Here is an 18,560-nt window from a genome sequence, read left to right on the forward strand (position 1 = left end):
TCATGACGCAAGAACTCAGCGCCAAACAAATCTACAACAACAACAAGTTGCAGAAACGCCTGCGGCGCCATGTCGGCCAGGCCATTGCCGACTTCAACATGATTGAAGAGGGTGACAAGGTCATGGTCTGCCTGTCCGGCGGCAAGGACAGCTTCACCATGCTGGACATACTGCGCAACCTGCAGGCCAGCGCCCCGGTGCACTTCGAGCTGGTGGCCGTGAACCTGGATCAGAAGCAGCCCGGCTTCCCCACCGAGGTGCTGCCTGCCTACCTGGACGGTCTCGGCATCGAGTACAAGATCGTCGAGGAAGACACCTACTCCATCGTCAAGGAGAAGATAGCGCCGGGCAAGACCACCTGCTCCCTGTGCTCCCGCCTGCGCCGCGGCATCCTCTACCGCACCGCCAAGGAGCTGGGCGCCACCAAGATCGCCCTGGGCCACCACAGGGATGACATCCTCGAGACCCTGCTGCTCAACATGTTCTACGGCGGCAAGCTCAAGTCCATGCCCCCCAAGCTGGTGAGCGACGACGGCCAGAATGTGGTGATCCGCCCCCTGGCCTACTGCAAGGAGAAGGACATAGTCCGCTACGCCGACTGGCGCGCCTTCCCCATCATCCCCTGCAACCTGTGCGGCTCCCAGGAGAACCTGCAGCGCAAGGCCATCAAGCAGATGCTGCAGGAGTGGGACCGTCGCTTCCCCGGCCGGGTGGAAAGCATGTTCACCGCCCTGCAGGATGTGATCCCCAGCCACCTGCTGGATCACCAGCTGTTCGACTTCAAGTCCATCAACCGGGACAGCGGCGTCATCGATGGCGGGGATATCGCCTTCGACAAGCCGGAGATCTCCCTGGTGCCACAGGAACTGGACGACGACGGGGATGAGCGGGCGGCCGACACCCAGCGACTGGATATCGTAGAGCTCAGCTAGCTGTGACGATAAAGCCAGAAAAAAGGGCGCCGAAGGCGCCCTTTTGCATGCTCGCGCAAGCCTAGGCTTGCAGGCGACCGCCGCCGTCCTCCACCACCTGCACCCGCACCCCGCAGATCTCCCGGTAGAGCAAGCCCCGCAGGATGAGATAGAAGGGCGTCAGCAGCAGCAGCCCCAACCCCATGGGCAGCAGGGCCACCACCAGCAACACCAGCAGCAACAGATGCAGCAGCAGCAAGGACTGCCAGCAGCGGACAAACAGGCGCACCGACAGCCAGAGGGCGGTGAGGGGATTGCAGCCGCGCTCCAGCATCAAGGGCACGCAGAATAGGCTCAACATGGAAAACAGTACGGACGGTAACAGGGTGAGCCAATTGCCACCACCGTGGTGTTCGATGGCCAGGCTCAACACCGCCGAGCTGACGTTGACCAGCAGGCTCAGGCCCGCCAGGGGCAGCAGGAAGCGCCAATAGTCAAATACCCGACTGGCCCGCACCCGCAAGCCTACCGCCCGCTGCAGGCCCATCATCTCCAGCCCGCCGGTCAGCGGCGCCAGCAAGGCGGTCGACAGCAGCCCCAGCAGGGTCAGGGTGCGCGGATCCGGCGTGGCCCCCAGCCAACGGGCGACGCCCTCCCCCAACAGCAGCCAGATAGCAGTCACCGCCAACAGGGCCAACAAGACGCCGGCGCTGCCGCGATGAAAGGTCAGGCGGGCCGCCTCGCGCAACAGGGCCCACAGGGATAGCGCGGGAGGATGAGACAAGGAGGACTCGATATCTCCCCCCAGGACGACGATGCGCGACGACTCACTCATAAAAACTACTCAACAAAAAACGACGGGGCATTATAGCACCTTGGCGCCGCCAGGACGCTAAGCACGAACACGCAACAAGACAGCACGTTCAGCGCAGCTGGGCCAGAAATTGGCGCCTGGGCCTGTCTTTCGCGGCCACCAGCGCCTAGCATCCGCCGATGGCCCTACCCGGCACCACGGGCGCCGCGCGGGCATAAAAAAGCCAGGCAGTTGCCTGGCTTTGATGTCTTGTCCGAGAGATGGGCGGACTACGCGGCGCACGGTGCATGACCGATGCGCGGCGGATCACTCCTCTTCATCCGACTCGACCGGCGTGGCATGCTCCACCCGGGCCTTGAGCTTCTGCCCGGGCCGGAAGGTCACCACCCGACGGGCCGTGATGGGAATGTCCTCGCCGGTCTTCGGGTTGCGCCCGGGGCGCTCGCTCTTGGTGCGCAACTCGAAATTACCAAAGCCGGAAATCTTCACCTGTTCGCCGGCTTCCAGGGCGACACGAATCTCCTCGAAAAAGGCTTCTACCATCTCCTTGGCGTCCCGCTTGCTCATCCCAAGCTGGTCGAACAGATGTTCAGCGATATCGGCTTTGGTCAAGGCCATAGTCAATCCCTCAAGGATGCATTGAACTCAGTGCGGAGCCCCTCCACCACCCGATTGACGGTATCGGCGATCTCCTTCTCCTCCAGGGTGCGTTGCGTGTCCTGCATGGTGAGACTGATGGCCAGACTCTTCTTGCCTTCCGGAACACCCTGCCCCTGGTATATGTCGAACAAGTTTATTCCAACTATCTGATTTCCGCCAATTTTTTTGATGTGTAGCAGCAAATCATCTGCGGCAAGGGACTCATCCACGACCAGAGCCAAATCGCGCCGGTTGGCCGGGAAGCGAGAAAGCTCGCCGGCCACCGGGATCCGGGCCTGCAACAGGGCAGCCAGTTCCAGTTCGAACAGCACCACCTTGCTCTTGAGACCCAGTTTCTTCTCCAGGCTCGGGTGAATGACCCCGATCCAGCCCACCGGCACGCCGTCCTTGTCGATGCGGGCCGCCTGCCCCGGATGCAGGGCACTGTGGGTATCCTGCACGAACCGGAAGCGCTCGGCTTCACCGGTCAGGGCCAGCAGGGCTTCCAGATCCCCCTTGAGATCGAAGAAGTCCACCGGGCGGGAGGGTACGCCCCACTGCTCACCTGCCAGATCACCACAGATCACGCCGGCCAGCAAGGGCTCCTGGCGAATCCCGTTCTCCGCGTTGGCATCCTTGATGAAGCGCAGGCCGGTTTCAAACAGCCGCACCCGGGGTTGCTGACGATTCTGGTTATACACCAGGGCATCGATGAGGCCAGGCCAGATGGAGACGCGCATGGCGGACATCTCGGCAGAGATGGGATTCGGCAGCACTATGGGGTCGCAAGCCGGGAACAGCAGGCCCATGGACTTGGGATCCACGAAGCTGTAGGTGATGGCTTCCTGATAACCGCGATCCACCAGCAGATCCCGGGCACGCTTCAAGGGCAGATCCGCCTCGGGGCGCTCGATCATCTGCAGGTGCGCCACCGGCGGCTCGTTGGGGATATTGTTGTAGCCATAGATGCGGGCCACTTCCTCGATGAGATCCTCTTCGATGGCGATGTCGAAGCGCCAGCTGGGGGACAGCGCCTGCCAGCCCTCGGCGGTGGCGGTCACATCCAGCCCCAGACGGGTGAGGATTTCCATCACGTCGGCATCGTCAAACGCCATGCCCACCACGCGGGTCAGCTTGTCACGACGCAGGGTGATGGGCTGAGGTTGCGGCAGATTGGCTTGGCTTGCCACCTCGACAACGGGACCGGCTTCACCACCACAGATGTCCAGCAGCAGACGGCTGGCGCGGTCCATGGCCTGGGCCTGCAGTTGCGGATCCACGCCCCGCTCGAAGCGGTGGGAGGAGTCGGTCGCCAGACCATAGCTGCGGGCGCGGCCCTTGATGGCCAGCGGCGCGAAGAAGGCACACTCCAGCAGTATGTCCTGGGTGGTGGCGGACACCCCGGAGTGCAAGCCGCCGAACACCCCGGCCAGGGCCAGCGGGCCTCGGCTGTCGGCAATCACCAGGGTCTCAGGCTTGAGGCTGACCTCGGACTCATCCAGCAGGGTGAGCTGTTCGTCGGCCTGAGCCAGACGCACCACCAGTTCGCCGGACAGCTTGGCCAGATCGAAGGCATGCATGGGCTGCCCCAGCTCCAGCATCACGTAGTTGGTGACATCCACCACGGGATCTATGCTGCGCAGGCCACAGCGGCGCAGCCGCTCCTGCATCCACAGCGGGGTGGCGGCGGCCAGGTTCAACCCCTTGAGCACCCGCCCCTGATAGCGCGGACAGGCCTCGGCGGCCTCGACGCGGATGGGGAAGCTGGCATCACAGCTGGCGGGCACCGGCGCCCACTGGGGTGCGGTGACGGCACAGCGATTGAGTACGGCGATTTCACGTGCCAGACCGGCAATCCCCAGGCAGTCGGCCCGGTTGGCGGTAAGGTCCACCTCGATGGCCACGTCGTTGAGCTGCAGGTAGTCCCGCAGATCCGTGCCGATGGGGGCATCCAGCGGCAGCTCTATGATGCCATCGGCTTCCACCGGAATACCCAGCTCACTGTAGGAGCAGAGCATGCCGTGAGAAGGCTGACCACGCAGCTTGGCCTTCTTGATGGTGAAGTCGCCAGGCAACACGGCGCCGACGGTGGCCACCGCCACCTTGAGGCCGGCGCGGCAGTTGGGCGCGCCGCAGACGATGTCCAGCAGCTCGCTCTGCCCCACGTTCACCTTGGTGACCCGCAGCTTATCGGCATCCGGGTGCTGGGCGCACTCCACCACTTCCCCCACCAGGACGCCGTTGAAGGCCCCGGCCACCGGCTCTATGCCGTCCACTTCCAGCCCGGCCATGGTGATCTGTTCGGCCAGGGTCTCGGTAACCAGGTCGGCGGCTACCCACTCGGCGACCCAGGATTGACTGAATTTCATCTGTTTTCCCTTCCCTTACTTGAACTGCTTGAGGAAACGCAGGTCGTTCTCGAAGAACGCACGCAGGTCATTGACGCCGTAGCGCAGCATGGTCAACCGCTCTACCCCCATGCCGAAGGCAAAGCCGGAGTAGCGTTCCGGGTCGATCCCCACGGCCCGCAGCACGCTGGGGTGCACCATGCCGCAGCCCAGCACCTCGAGCCAGCGACCGTTCTTGCCCATGACGTCCACTTCGGCGCTGGGCTCGGTAAAGGGGAAATAGGAGGGACGGAAGCGGATCTGCAGATCCTCTTCGAAGAAGTGCAGCAGGAAGTCGTGCAATATGCCCTTGAGTTCGGTGAAGCTCACCTTCTCATCCACCAGCAGGCCTTCCACCTGGTGGAACATGGGGGTATGGGTCATGTCGTAGTCGTTACGATAGACCCGGCCCGGCGCTATGATGCGGACGGGCGGCTGCTGCTGCTCCATGGTGCGGATCTGCACGCCGGAGGTGTGGGTCCGCAGCATCAGGGTCGGATCGAAGAAGAAGGTATCGTGATCGGTGCGGGCCGGGTGATGGGCCGGAATGTTCAGGGCATCGAAGTTGTGGAAATCGTCTTCGATCTCCGGCCCGGTGGCGACGCTGAAGCCCAGCTCGCCGAACAGGCGCTCGATGCGCTCTATGGTGCGGGTCACCGGGTGTAGACCGCCCTGCTCCAGGCGACGGCCCGGCAGGCTGACGTCGATGGTTTCGGCGGCCAGCTTCTTGTTCAGTTCCGCGGCATGCAGGGCATCGCGCTTGGCGTTCAGGGCATCCTGCACCGCCATCTTGGCCTGGTTGATGCGGGCCCCGGCTGCCGGCTTCTCTTCATTGGGCAGGGCACCCAGGCCCTTCATCTGCTCGGTGAAGAAGCCCTTCTTCCCCAGATATTGTACCCGCAGCTCCTCCAGGGCGGCCGCCTCCGTGACACTCTCGATTTCTGCCTGTGCCTTGGCAATCACTTCTTCTAGCTGTTGCATGGTTTCCTCTTAACCCTCGCCCCGTAGGGCAAAATGGCATGTGTAGGCAAAGGGATGAATTTTAACTTAAATCCTGCTCATTTGGCCACGGCAATGGCACCCGGCAACCCCAGCAGCAGGGGGTCGGAAAGCAGGGTCGGTCGGTGGATCGCGTACCCTTGCAGGTAGTCCACCCCCATCTTGGTCAATTGCGCCTCTATGGCCGGATTGGCCACGTATTCCGCCACCGTCTTGACCCCCACGGCGCGGGCCAGCTCCGCCATGGAGCGGACGATGGCCGCATCGGTGGGATTCTGGTCCATCTTCTCCACGAACTGACCGTCGATCTTGAGCCAATCCACCGGCAGGTCCTTCAGGTGACCGTAGGAGGAGAAGCCGCTACCGAAATCGTCCAGGGCGAAGCGACAGCCTAGCGCCTTGAAGCTGGTGATAAAGGCCCGGGTAGCATCTATGTTGGCGATGGCCTGGGTCTCGGTGATCTCGAAGCAGAGCTTGTTCATGGGGAAACGGGCCGCCTCCAGGATCTGCTGCAGCTTGCGATGCATCTTGGGGGTGCCCACCGATTCACCGGACAGGTTGACCGACACCTGTTCCAGCTTGGCCAGCTCGTCGGGATGATCCTGGTACCAGGCCATCAGATTTTTCAGCACCCACAGGTCGATGGCCGGCATCAGGCCGAAGCGCTCCGCGGCCCCCAGGAAGGTCACCGGTGAAATCAGCTCCCCCTGCTCCCCCAACAGCCGCAACAGGATCTCGTATTTTTGACCACCGCCGCCACCGTGGGCCGGGATGATGAGCTGGCGCGCCAGCACGAAGCGGTTCTCTGCCAGGGCCTGGTTGATACGGGAGACCCAGGCCACCTCGTTCTGATACTGGCGCATCTCCGGGCTGAGATCCGAGTAGACGTGCAGGCGGTTACGCCCCTGCCGTTTGGCGGTGGAGCAGGCCGCGTCCGCCAGGGCCATCAGGGCCGAGGCATCGTGGCAGCCCGGCTGTATGGGCACCAGCCCCAGGCTGGCGGTGACCGAGTAGATCTTGCTGTCCCAGATGAAGCGTTGCTCCTGGATGAGCTTGCGGCACTGCTCGGCGAAACGGATGGCCTCATCCACGTAGGTGTTTTCCAGCAGGATGGCAAACTCGTCACCGCTCAGGCGAGTCAGGGCGAAACGGGAGGTCATCTTCTGCCCCAACTGCTGGGCCAGCAGCTTGAGGAACTCGTCCCCGGCCAGATGCCCGCCCCCTTCGTTGATCAGGTTGAAGTGATCGATGTCGATGAAACAGAGGTAATCGGTGCCGGGGTCCTGCGCGCGCCGCACAAACAGGGCTTCCAGCAGGCCCATGAGGTAACGGCGGTTGTGCAGCCCAGTCACCTCATCGTGGGTGGTGAGAAACTCGAGCCGGGCCTGGTACTCCTTGCCCTCGGTGATGTCCACCAGGATGCCTTCGATCAGGAAGGGGCGGTTCTTGCCCTCCCGATGGGAAATGCGCAAGGAGAGTCGCGCCCAGAAGGTGGTGCCGTCCGGGCGGCGCATCTGCACGTCCTTGCGTACCCCTTGCTGGCTGTTGGAGAACAGCTGGGCCAACAGGTCGTCGCGCTCATTGGGTTGGGCATACAGCGACTGGGTCTTGCGCCCCGCCGAGGAGGCCATGATCTGGAAATCAGCATACCCGAACAGCCGGCAGAAGGCGGGATTGGCCGCCATCAGCTGCCCCTCCAGGGTGGAGGTGAACAAGCCTTCGTTGGCGTTATGGTACAACTCAAAGTAGCGTTTGAGCCCTTCCGAAACCTGCCGCTTGGCCCGCAGGCGCCCCCGCTTCTCCTGATAGGTGCGATAGGCCAGGGCAAATACCAGCAGGGCGGCAGCCAAGGCACTGAAGGCGGAGATCAGGTAATCGGTGATCCAGCCCTGCTGCCACCAGCCCAGATGATTGGCAAACAACAACAGGCAGCTGGCCAGGAAGCCCAGCGCCGCATTGCTATAGAGCCGTTGCAACCAGCCGGCCCGGCCGATGAAGAAGAACACCAGCAGCAGCGCCAGCAGGGTCACCAGGCTATACAGGCCGAACAGGACAAACAGACCCTGCTTGAAGTCCAGCAGCCAGGGCAAGACGGCCCCAATCAGGATCAGCCCCACCACCCAATGCCCCAGCTGACGCTGGCGCTGGGTCAGCCAGACGCGATACATGTCCAGGGTGGAGAGCACCAGGGCCAGCAACAACAGTCCGACACAACTCAGCAGACTGCGGGTGCCGCTGAGCCAGGAAGGAAACAGCAGATAGCTGCCGGCATAGCCCTTCAATATCCAGGCGGAGGCCATCAGGCTGAAGCAGAACAGGGCGTAATAGAGGAAGCGGGATTCCCGGATGAAGCCGTATAACAGGAGGGCATACAAGCCCGCCAGGATGAAGACCCCCCCGGTCACCCCCATCTGCAGCTTGTCATAGGACTGCTTGAGGGCATGCTCCCGCAGATTGGTCACCGACAGCGGGAAGGTCAAGAAACCTTGATGCTCGGCGCGAAAATAGAGTTGGACCTCATCTCCCGGCTGCAACGACAGCGGGAAGGTAAACACCTTGGAGGGATAGGGCTTGGTGCCGACGCCGCGCTGTATGCCCGTCTTCCACACCCGCATCAGTCGGCCCTTGGCGATGAGGAAGGCATCCAGTTTGTCCAACAGGGGCACACCGGCGTCCACCATCAACAGCTGCTCCTCGCCGGATTGATTGGCGAGGGCGATTCGGAACCAATAAGGCCGGGAATCGAACCCCATCACGGGGCCAGCCCCCCGCACCGAACGCCAACCGGGGCGATAGGCGACTTCCCAGGGCCAGCTTTGTTGCGGCTCGCCAACCCGGTATTCGAGGACTTCGCTGGCGTCTAAATGAGTATGCCGATCCTTGATCGGCAGCACGACAGTGGCCTGGGCCGATGCCAAGCCGACCAGCCAACAAAGTACGAAGAGAAGGGTTCTACACACGACGCCATCACTGGTAATTGAAGACTCTCTTAAATATCAAAGAGCCCAGGAAATAACAATAAAAAAGGGGAGGCTTTTGCCTCCCCTCTTGCTGTCAGCCGATTAGGCCAGAGCAGCCTTGGCCTTCTCCACCAGGGCGGTGAAGGTAGCCTTGTCATGAACGGCGATATCGGACAGGATCTTACGATCGATCTCGATGGAAGCCTTCTTCAGACCGTTGATGAAACGGCTGTAGGACAGACCGTTCTGACGGGAAGCCGCGTTGATACGGGCGATCCACAGCTGACGGAACTGACGCTTCTTCTGACGACGGTCACGGTAGGCATATTGACCGGCCTTGGTTACCGCTTGCTTGGCAACGCGGTAAACACGGGAACGGGCACCATAATAACCCTTGGCGGCCTTCATCACCTTCTTGTGACGAGCGCGGGCAGTCACACCACGTTTTACTCTAGGCATTTGTCACTCTCCCCTTATGCGTACGGCAACATGCTGGTTACTTGAAGAAGGTCGCTCTTGGCAACCATGCTCATGGCACGCAGATGACGCTTACGCTTGGTGCTCTTCTTGGTCAGGATGTGACGCAGGTGAGACTGCTTACGCTTGAAGCCGTTCGCGGTCTTTTTAAAGCGCTTGTAGGCGCCCTTGTTGTTTTTCAACTTTGGCATAATAACTCCGCATTGTGTTTGCCAATGATGGCAATCAGGCGAACAAAACCCACCAGACCTAAGCCTGATGGGTCTGTTACTTGATGAGCCTGATTACCGCTTTTTCGGTGCCAGCATCATGACGGCTTGGCGACCTTCCACCCTGGGGAAGGACTCCACGACGGCCAGCTCTTCCAGATCGGCTTTGACCCGTTCCAGAACATTCAAGCCGAGGTCCTGATGCGCCATTTCACGACCGCGGAAGCGGAGCGTTACTTTGGCCTTGTCACCTTCTTCGAGGAAGCGAATCAGGTTGCGCAGTTTTACCTGATAGTCGCCCTCATCAGTCCCAGGCCGGAACTTAATTTCCTTCACCTGGATCTGCTTTTGCTTCTTCTTCTGCTCTTTCTGAGACTTGCTCTTCTCGTAGAGGAACTTGCCGTAGTCCATGATCCGGCAGACCGGGGGCTCGGCGTTAGGGCTGATCTCAACCAGATCTACCCCAGCTTTAACGGCACGATCCAGTGCCTCTTCAATTGATACGACACCGATCGCTTCACCCTCGATCCCCACCAGACGAACTTCCTTAGTACGAATTTCGCCATTCATGCGGGTACGTGGTGGCTGTTTTCCCGTCTTTTTTGCGCCTTTTATAGCTTATTCCTCCACAGTGTTCTGACCTTTGGACCGGATCTCCTGTTGCAGCTGCTGAATGAAGTCATCCAGTTTCAGCTTGCCCAGATCCGCGCCCTTCCTAGTTCGGATGGCCACTTCGCCAGTTTCGACCTCTTTATCGCCGCAAACCAGCAAATAGGGCACCCGCTTCAAGGTGTGCTCGCGGATTTTAAAGCCAATCTTCTCATTTCTCAAGTCCGCCTTTGCACGGATTCCAGCGAGATTGAGTGCACTAACCGCTTGATTGACGTAGTCCGCCTGATTGTCGGTGATATTCATGACCACCACTTGAGTCGGTGCCAGCCAAGCTGGGAAGTAACCGGCGGTCTCTTCGGTGAGGATCCCGATGAAGCGTTCAATGGAACCCAGGATGGCTCTGTGGATCATCACAGGCACATGGCGTTCGTTATCCTCGCCCACGTAAGTCGCACCCAGTCGGCCCGGCAGAGCGAAGTCCAGCTGTATGGTGCCGCACTGCCAGGCGCGGCCCAGACAGTCGTGCAGGGTGAACTCAATCTTGGGCCCGTAGAAGGCCCCTTCGCCCGGCTGGAAGTCGAATTCCAGACCGTTGGCATTGAGGGCTTCGGCCAAGGCATGTTCCGACTTGTCCCAGATCTCGTCGCTGCCGATTCGCTTATCCGGACGGGTAGACAGCTTGACGGCAATATCATTGAAACCGAAGGTGCCATAGATGTCGTAGACCATCTTGATGCAGCTGCTCACCTCATCCTGAATCTGCTCTTCGGCACAGAAGATGTGGGCATCATCTTGCGTGAAACCACGAACACGCATGAGGCCATGCAAGGAACCTGAGGGTTCGTTGCGATGACAACAGCCAAATTCAGCCATCCGCAGGGGCAGATCCCGATAGGACTTGAGGCCCTGATTGAAGATCTGCACATGGCCCGGGCAGTTCATCGGCTTGATGGCATATTCACGGTTCTCGGAACTGGTAGTGAACATGGCATCGGCATACTTATCCCAGTGTCCGGACCGCTCCCAGAGCACTCGGTCCATCATGAAGGGTCCTTTCACTTCCTGGTACTGGTACTCCCAGAGTTTTTCCCGGGTAAAACGTTCCAGTTCGCGGAAGATGGACCAACCGTCATGGTGCCAGAACACCATGCCAGGTGCTTCTTCCTGCATGTGGTACAGGTCCAGCTGCTTGCCAATCTTGCGGTGGTCGCGCTTGGCGGCCTCTTCCAACCGCTGCAGGTACGCCGCCAGCTGCTTCTTATCGGCCCAGGCGGTGCCATAGATGCGTTGCAACATCTTGTTGTTGGCATCCCCACGCCAGTAGGCGCCGGAGATCTTCTGCAACTTGAAGTGATGACAGAACCGCATGTTGGGCACGTGGGGGCCACGACACATGTCGATGTACTCTTCGTGGTGGTACAGGCCCGGCATATCGTCCTTGGCGATGTTTTCGTCCAGGATGGCCATCTTGTAAGTCTCACCACGGGACTCGAAAACGTCGCGTGCCTCTTGCCAGCTCACCCGCTTCTTGATGACGTCATAGTCCTTCTTGGCCAACGCCAGCATCCGCGCCTCCAGGGCGGCGATGTCTTCGTCGGTCAGGGGATGATCCAGATCCACGTCATAGTAGAAGCCGTTATCGATGACCGGACCTATGGCCATCTTGGTCTGGGGCCACAGTTGTTTGATGGCATGACCCAGCAGGTGGGCACAGGAGTGACGCATGATCTCCAGACCGTCGTCATCCTTCATGGTGATGATGGCCAGGCTGGCATCCTCGCTGATGACCTCGCAGGCGTCCACCAGTTGCCCGTTGATGCGACCGGCCACACAGGCCTTGGCCAGGCCGGGACCTATGTCCTTGGCCACATCCATTACGGAGACAGGGTGATCAAACTGGCGTTGGGAGCCATCAGGAAGCGTGATTACAGGCATGATTATGTCCTTACAGTGGTGACACCTACCAAGTGCCACTTGCTGAAACAATGAAATCTTTGAATGGAAGAAATCGACCGTCTGTCCGCTACTCTCGGACATGTGACGACGCAGTGTAATGAATGCCGCCGGGTGACGCAATGCCACAGGGAAATCCAACTTGTGGAGTCAACCGCATCATGTCCGGCGGGAATTCTCTCTATACTGACAGCAGATCGCTCATCTCTCCGAGGAGGACACCATGTGGCACTCCATCGCCAATCAGATAGCCGATGCCCTGCAACGCCCCTTTGTTATCCGGCGCCGTGAATCCCTGATCCAGGACGACGAGTGTCGCCGCATGCTGGTGGAGGACGACGGCCTCAGCCTGTTCATCAAACTGTTGCCCCGCCATGAGGCCGAACAACTGGCGGTGGAGATGCGCGGACTGCACTGCCTGGCCCAAAGCCGAACCCTCAAGATCCCCCACCCCTACTGCTGTGGCGTGGCCGGCGATCACGGCTTCCTGGCCATGGAATTCCTGCCCATGGAAACCGGCACCGAGCAACAGTGGTTTACCCTGGGCACAGCCCTGGCCGATCTGCACGAAAGCCAGGAACAGGCCATGTATGGCTGGGACGAGGATAACTTCTTCCTGCACACGCCGCAGCCCAACCAGTGGCAACGCAGTTGGTCCCAGTTTTTCGCCGAGCAGCGCATCGGCTGGCAGCTGCAGTTGCTGGCGGAAAAAGGCGTGCACCTGATGCCCATTGATGAGCTGGTGGACACAGTGCGTCGTCTGTTGGCCAATCATCAGCCCACCCCGGCCCTGCTGCACGGCAATCTCTGGTGCGGCAACCTGGGCTTTACTGCCGGCAGCGGCGTGCTGTTCGACCCCGCCTGCTACTTTGGCGATCGCGAAGTGGACCTGGCCATGAGCGAGCTGTTCGGTTCCCTGCCCGACCCCTTCTACCAAGGGTATGCCAGTCGCTGGCAGCCCCCGGCCGGTCATGAAATGCGCAAGCTGGCCTATAACCTCTATCCGCTGTTGGCCCACCTCAATCGCTACGGCGAGGCTTACCGACGGCCGGTAGAGCATCATCTGCATCAGTTGCTGGCGCTATAGAGGACGTGCGCCGCGCCACAGTCTGATCGCGATGCCAGCAGCTACACTCAAGCTAGGCCCGGAAGTTCGGAGGTCATCATGCGTGAATATCTGCAAAGAACCATCGTCTGCCCCCATTGTGGCCATCACACCTCTGTCGAGCTGGATGCCACCCAGGGCGATCAGGACTACCAGGATGAGTGTCTGGCCTGCGGCGCCACCATCCATCTGCGCCTGCACAGGGACGAACTCAAAGATCGCCTGCAGCTGTTTGTGGACACGGACGACGAACAGATTTTCTAGGTCCAGGATGGGCTGTTGCGCCGACTGGTGAGGCTGTGCGACCGGTAGTATACTCGCCTGCGTTTTTAACGGAGGTGACATGAAGTATTTTGAATGTGGCGAGCGCGTGCGCATGGCCTACAGCCAGATTGGCAGCGGTGATATTGGCTTCATTCCCCAGGCCATCGCCGCAGCGGTACGCGCCTTGGATGCCGTGGCCGAGGATCCCCGTGTGCCGGAGGATATCAAGGAGCAGGCCGCCCTGGCCGCGGCCAACCTGCTGATGAGCGATCATCAGGACGACTAACTCACACACGTAACCTGACACTCTCTTTTCGGGCCCGCTGGGCCCATTCATGTTGGCGGTATCCCCATGGCTCGTTCTCGTATCCTTGCCTACGCTGGCGAGGTCCGTCATCTCGTCCGTCTCGCGCTGCCCATACTGCTGGCCCAGGTAGCCCAGACCGCCATGACGTTTGTTGACACCCTGATGGCGGGGCAAGTCAGTGCCGTCGATCTGGCCGCCGTGTCCATCGCCAGCAGTTTCTGGCTGCCCATCATACTGTTCAGCCAGGGGCTGCTGATGGCCATCACCCCCATGGTGGCGCAGCTAAATGGTGCCCGCCGTGCCGACGAGATCCCCTCCTTTATCAGCCAGGGACTCTGGTTAAGCCTGCTCATCAGCCCCCCGGCCCTGCTGCTGCTCTACTTCTCCCCCGTGCTGCTGCCCTGGATGGACGTGGCACCGGCCCTGGCACACAAGACCGCCGGCTACCTGCATGCCATCGCCTGGGGACTGCCCGCCTACCTTGTTTACCAGGTGCTGCGCAACTATACCGAGGGGCTCTCCTTCACCGCCCCCACCATGTTCATCGGTTTCATCGGCCTGCTGCTGAACATTCCGGCCAACTATGTGCTGATCTACGGCAAGCTGGGGCTACCGGCGTTAGGGGCGGTGGGCTGCGGGGTCGCCTCGGCGCTGGTGTTCTGGGCCATGGCCCTTTCCATGTGGTGGTTTGTCGTTCGCTCGCCCCGCTATCGCCACTGTCGCCTGTTCCAGCAGTGCCCCTGGCCCCAGTGGTCCACCCTCAAGCGGCTGAGCCTGTTAGGGCTGCCGTTAGGCTTGGCCACCTTTTGCGAAGTCACCATGTTCACCCTGGTTGCCATACTGCTGGCCTCGTTAGGCACCGATCTGGTGGCCGGTCACCAGATCGCCCTGAACTTCTCCTCCCTGGTGTTCATGCTGCCACTCTCCTTGGGCTTTGCCACCTCCATCCGGGTCGGACATGCGTTGGGTGAAGGGGAACCCGCCCGAGCCCGCCGCGCCACCCTGGCCAGCCTGCTGCTCGGCCTCTGTCTGGCCATGCTGACCGCCACCCTGACCTGGCAGGGCCGCCACTGGATCGCCAGCCGCTACACAGAGGACACCATGGTCATCGCCCTGGCCGCGCAACTGCTGATCTTTGCCGCCATCTATCAGTTCTCCGATACGGTACAGGTCGTCTCTTCCGGTGCACTGCGGGGCTACAAGGATACCAAGATGATTTTTGCCATCACCATGGTGGCCTATTGGGGGGTCGGTTTGCCGGTAGGTGTGGTGCTGGGCCTGACGGATCTGCTGCGGCCGGCCATGGGCCCCCAGGGATTTTGGATAGGCCTGATCAGTGGTCTGACCTGCGCCGCCGGTTTATTCAGTTGGCGCCTTAAGGTTATCTTCTTTAAAAACAGGTAGTTAACTTCGCTTTCTGGTGATTGCCTACCCTTGGCACGCCAAACGCATCACAATGGGGCAATTGCGCCCCATTATAGTGAAATCAATGACTTACCCCCCCATTTGTCTGCTCACCGACACTGCATAAATATCCCATATTTTGCATAAACCCCTATTTTTGGATTTAAAAACCGCATTTTGAGTGCGAACCAGTTAATAACACCAACAATTTGCCAAATACGCACATCAATGCTGTGTTTTGTGTTTATACAGCATTAAAAGTTGTTGTGAAGGAGACAAACCAGCTTGCCAACCTAGAGCCGATGCATATTCATACAGGTGCCTGCGACAAGCCCTTTTTGCAGCATTTTGGCCACATTGCGTATGCGATTAATTCTGGATTAGAGTGGAATCACGATGAAAGGCGCTCTCCTTTCGCAACAAAAGGAATTATCCCATGAAGAACAAGGCCCATGACCCAGGTACCCCCTTATCCTTGTCGCGCAAAGCCCTGGCGCTGATCGACAAGGCAGAACTCTCCGAGCAAGAGGTAGAGTGGCTGAATCAAGAAACCATCGCTAACTTCCGCAACCACGTTAACCCAGGCTTCCTGGAATACCGCAAGTCCGTTACCGAGCAAGGTCAACACGCTGCCATCGAATGGCGCGCCACTGGTCCCAACACCCTGATTGACACCAAGGGGCGCGAATACATCGACTGCCTAGGTGGCTTTGGCATCTTCAACGTCGGCCATCGTCATCCCACCGTGGTCAAGGCGGTGGAACGCCAGTTGGCCAAGCAACCCCTGCACAGCCAGGAGATGCTGGACCCACTGCGTGCCTTGCTGGCCAAATTGCTGGCTGATATCACCCCCGGCGATCTCCAATATTGTTTCTTCGGCAACAGTGGTACTGAAGCCGTCGAGGCGGCATTGAAGCTCGCCAAGGCTTATCAGTCCCCTCGCGGACGTACTGCCTTTATCGCCACCGAAGGGGGCTTCCACGGCAAGAGCCTGGGTTCCCTCTCCGCCACCTCCAAACCCGTGTTCCGGCAACCCTTCTACCCGCTGGTTCCGGGCTTCAGCCATGTGCCGTTTGGCGATTTGGCCGCCATGGAGGCCAGCCTCAAGGCCCATGCCGAACAAGGTGACCCGGTTGCCGGCGTCATCGTCGAACCCATCCAGGGGGAAGGCGGCGTCATCATTCCGTCGGATGACTACCTGCCGGGTCTGCGTCGGCTGTGTGATGAATACGGTGCCCTGCTGATTTTCGACGAGGTACAAACCGGCATGGGCCGTACTGGCAAGCTGTTTGCCTGTCAGCACAGCAACACCACCCCGGATATCCTCTGTCTGGCCAAGGCCTTGGGCGGTGGCGTCATGCCAGTGTCCGCCACCATCGCCAGCAAGAAGGTGTTCTCCGTACTGTTTGACAACCCCTTCCTGCACACCACCACCTTTGGTGGCAACCCGCTGGCCTGCGCCGCCGCCATTGCCACCATCAACGTGATGCTGGAAGAGGATCTGGCCAGCAATAGCGCCGAGGTGGGTGAATACCTGCTGGACGGCCTCAAGACCCTGGCCCGTCAACACCCGTCCCTGGTCTCTGCGGTGCGTGGCCGCGGCATGCTGCAGGCGATGGAGTTCCACGACAACACCCTGGGTTATGCCTTCGCCAAGGGCATGTTCGACCAGGGCGTGCTGGTGGCAGGGACCCTGATCAATGCCAAGACCATTCGCGTCGAGCCGCCCCTGACCCTCACCCGTGCCCTGGTGGACAAGGTGTTGAAGCGGGCCAAGCTGGTGCTCGATCAGATGGATCGCAGCCATACCCCTGAGACGCCGGATACCTCAGAGACCCGCATGGTGGTCAACGCCTGATCCAGCGCTTGCCGACATTAAGGGCCTATCACACCAAAGTGATAGGCCCTTAATTTTTTCCTGTGCCGCGTGTCTGTTCAGTAAAAAGGCAAACGAACACAATCACTTGAAAAAGCCCCCCGTCAGGGGTTGCCAGCATCGGGCGAGATCGTTAATATTCGCCCCACTTAACGCGTGCGTCCTTAGCTCAGCTGGTTAGAGCACCACCTTGACATGGTGGGGGTCGGTGGTTCGAGTCCACTAGGACGCACCAAGTTTAAGTGTCAGGCCTTCGCAGTGCGTCCTTAGCTCAGCTGGTTAGAGCACCACCTTGACATGGTGGGGGTCGGTGGTTCGAGTCCACTAGGACGCACCAAAATGCGCGCGCTGACCGACAACAAGCGTCCTTAGCTCAGCTGGTTAGAGCACCACCTTGACATGGTGGGGGTCGGTGGTTCGAGTCCACTAGGACGCACCAGATTCGATAAAAAAGCACTCCCTCAGGAGTGCTTTTTTATTACCCGCCGCCCAAGGCAAACCCCTCGCCCGCCGCGGGTTACAATGCCAGGCAGATGGATTACACTGGCTCTTTTTAGGGAAGTTGTATGTCCCCCATTCGCATTGCCATCAACGGGTTTGGCCGCATCGGCCGCAGCGTGCTGCGGGCCCAGTTTGAAAGCGGCCGCCAGGATATCCAGATCGTCGCCATCAATGAACCCGCCGCCCCGGCAGGCATAGCCCACCTGCTGCAATACGACTCCAGCCACGGCCGTTTCCGCTGGCCCGTGAGCCTGCACACCGGCGACGATGGAAAACCACGCCTGCGGGTCGGCGACCAGAGCATGGCCCTGTGCCATGAAATGGACCCCGCCAAGCTGCCCTGGGGCGAGCTGGGAGTGGATGTGGTGCTGGAGTGTACCGGCAAGCTGCACAGCCGGCAGGACGCCGAACTGCATCTGGCCGCCGGGGCCGGCAAGGTGCTCTTCTCCCATCCGGCGGACGCCGACCTGGATGCCACCGTCATCTATGGCATCAACCAGGCCGATCTGCGGGCGCAGCACAGGATCGTCTCCAACGGCTCCTGCACCACCAACTGCATAGTGCCGGTGATCGACGAGCTGGATCGCCACTTTGGCGTGCAGTGTGGCACCATCACCACCATCCACTCGGCGATGAACGACCAGCAGGTGATCGACGCCTACTGCCCGGATCTGCGCCTGACCCGCGCCGCCAGCCAGTCCATCATCCCGGTGAACACCCGGCTGGCCAAGGGGCTGGAGCGGATACTGCCCAAGTTTGCCGGCAAGTTCGAAGCCATCGCCGTGCGGGTGCCCACCATCAATGTCACCGCCATGGACCTGAGCGTCACCGTCCGTGAACCGGTGACCGTGGCGGCCATCAATCAGGCGCTGCAGGCCGCCGCCCTGGGCCCGCTGGCGGGGATCCTGGATTATGTGGAGGCGCCCCTGGTGTCGGTGGACTTCAACCACGATCCCCACAGCAGCATCATCGACAGCAGCCAGACCCGGGTCAGCGACGGTCACCTGGTGAAGGTGCTGGTGTGGTGTGACAACGAATGGGGCTTCGCCAACCGCATGCTGGACACCGCCGCCGCCATGCAGGCCGCCCGCTAGGGGTGTAAACCCAGGAGGCACCCCTCGCCGACAAAAAAGCCCGCAGCA

General features: G+C 60.4%; 16 protein-coding genes and 3 tRNA genes. 10 read left to right on the top strand and 9 right to left on the bottom strand.

Annotated elements, in window-relative coordinates:
- Window positions 1–2: 2 nt before the first annotated feature.
- Window positions 3–932, top strand: coding sequence for a tRNA 2-thiocytidine(32) synthetase TtcA (gene ttcA, locus ABHF91_RS09500; RefSeq protein WP_409420066.1), 930 nt, complete (start codon window positions 3–5; stop codon window positions 930–932).
- Window positions 933–993: 61 nt separating this feature from the next.
- Here ttcA and ABHF91_RS09505 read toward each other — a convergent pair whose 3' ends face one another.
- From ABHF91_RS09505 to thrS, 9 genes are all read right to left on the bottom strand, one after another.
- Entirely contained in the window at window positions 994–1,746 is a 753-nt protein-coding gene (locus ABHF91_RS09505; protein WP_409420067.1) for a hypothetical protein, read from the bottom strand.
- 285 nt (window positions 1,747–2,031) lie between these two features.
- Window positions 2,032–2,343: an integration host factor subunit alpha gene (locus ABHF91_RS09510; protein ID WP_409420068.1), complete on the bottom strand. Its 312-nt coding sequence runs from the start codon at window positions 2,341–2,343 to the stop codon at window positions 2,032–2,034.
- Between the two features lie 2 nt (window positions 2,344–2,345).
- Window positions 2,346–4,733, bottom strand: coding sequence for a phenylalanine--tRNA ligase subunit beta (gene pheT / locus ABHF91_RS09515; protein ID WP_409420069.1), 2,388 nt, complete (start codon window positions 4,731–4,733; stop codon window positions 2,346–2,348).
- Between the two features lie 15 nt (window positions 4,734–4,748).
- A complete protein-coding gene (gene pheS / locus ABHF91_RS09520) occupies window positions 4,749–5,732 on the bottom strand; it encodes a phenylalanine--tRNA ligase subunit alpha (protein WP_409420070.1) in 984 nt (327 codons plus the stop codon).
- Between the two features lie 77 nt (window positions 5,733–5,809).
- Window positions 5,810–8,644 (bottom strand): EAL domain-containing protein, encoded by a 2,835-nt coding sequence (locus tag ABHF91_RS09525; RefSeq protein WP_409420071.1) that lies wholly within the window; start codon window positions 8,642–8,644, stop codon window positions 5,810–5,812.
- 168 nt (window positions 8,645–8,812) lie between these two features.
- Window positions 8,813–9,169, bottom strand: a complete 357-nt coding sequence (rplT, locus tag ABHF91_RS09530; RefSeq protein WP_409420072.1) for a 50S ribosomal protein L20 — start codon at window positions 9,167–9,169, stop codon at window positions 8,813–8,815.
- A gap of 14 nt (window positions 9,170–9,183) precedes the next feature.
- Window positions 9,184–9,378 (bottom strand): 50S ribosomal protein L35, encoded by a 195-nt coding sequence (gene rpmI, locus ABHF91_RS09535; protein ID WP_345014402.1) that lies wholly within the window; start codon window positions 9,376–9,378, stop codon window positions 9,184–9,186.
- 93 nt (window positions 9,379–9,471) lie between these two features.
- Window positions 9,472–9,966: a translation initiation factor IF-3 gene (gene infC, locus ABHF91_RS09540; protein WP_409420073.1), complete on the bottom strand. Its 495-nt coding sequence runs from the start codon at window positions 9,964–9,966 to the stop codon at window positions 9,472–9,474.
- A gap of 48 nt (window positions 9,967–10,014) precedes the next feature.
- Window positions 10,015–11,943, bottom strand: a complete 1,929-nt coding sequence (gene thrS / locus ABHF91_RS09545) for a threonine--tRNA ligase (RefSeq protein WP_409420074.1) — start codon at window positions 11,941–11,943, stop codon at window positions 10,015–10,017.
- A 241-nt stretch (window positions 11,944–12,184) separates the two neighbouring features.
- Between thrS and ABHF91_RS09550 the strand changes: the two genes are divergently transcribed.
- The 9 genes from ABHF91_RS09550 to epd all read left to right on the top strand — a co-directional run bounded on the left by ABHF91_RS09550 (window position 12,185) and on the right by epd (window position 18,512).
- A complete protein-coding gene (locus ABHF91_RS09550; RefSeq protein ID WP_409420075.1) occupies window positions 12,185–13,048 on the top strand; it encodes a fructosamine kinase family protein in 864 nt (287 codons plus the stop codon).
- 78 nt (window positions 13,049–13,126) lie between these two features.
- A complete protein-coding gene (locus tag ABHF91_RS09555; protein ID WP_409420076.1) occupies window positions 13,127–13,330 on the top strand; it encodes a CPXCG motif-containing cysteine-rich protein in 204 nt (67 codons plus the stop codon).
- A gap of 79 nt (window positions 13,331–13,409) precedes the next feature.
- Window positions 13,410–13,616: a YaeP family protein gene (locus ABHF91_RS09560; protein ID WP_409420077.1), complete on the top strand. Its 207-nt coding sequence runs from the start codon at window positions 13,410–13,412 to the stop codon at window positions 13,614–13,616.
- An 81-nt stretch (window positions 13,617–13,697) separates the two neighbouring features.
- The gene (locus tag ABHF91_RS09565) at window positions 13,698–15,041 is read left to right on the top strand and encodes an MATE family efflux transporter (protein ID WP_409423102.1); all 1,344 of its coding nucleotides are present in this window, start codon (window positions 13,698–13,700) and stop codon (window positions 15,039–15,041) included.
- Window positions 15,042–15,477: 436 nt separating this feature from the next.
- The gene (locus ABHF91_RS09570) at window positions 15,478–16,899 is read left to right on the top strand and encodes a putrescine aminotransferase (protein WP_409420078.1); all 1,422 of its coding nucleotides are present in this window, start codon (window positions 15,478–15,480) and stop codon (window positions 16,897–16,899) included.
- A 176-nt stretch (window positions 16,900–17,075) separates the two neighbouring features.
- Window positions 17,076–17,152: transfer RNA gene (locus ABHF91_RS09575), tRNA-Val, on the top strand.
- A 25-nt stretch (window positions 17,153–17,177) separates the two neighbouring features.
- Window positions 17,178–17,254 (top strand) — tRNA-Val (locus ABHF91_RS09580).
- Between the two features lie 25 nt (window positions 17,255–17,279).
- Window positions 17,280–17,356: transfer RNA gene (locus ABHF91_RS09585), tRNA-Val, on the top strand.
- Between the two features lie 127 nt (window positions 17,357–17,483).
- Window positions 17,484–18,512, top strand: a complete 1,029-nt coding sequence (gene epd, locus ABHF91_RS09590) for an erythrose-4-phosphate dehydrogenase (protein WP_409420079.1) — start codon at window positions 17,484–17,486, stop codon at window positions 18,510–18,512.
- Window positions 18,513–18,560: the final 48 nt, after the last annotated feature.

Source organism: Pseudaeromonas aegiceratis (assembly GCF_046254905.1).
GTDB classification, from domain to species: Bacteria; Pseudomonadota; Gammaproteobacteria; order Enterobacterales; family Aeromonadaceae; genus Pseudaeromonas; species Pseudaeromonas aegiceratis.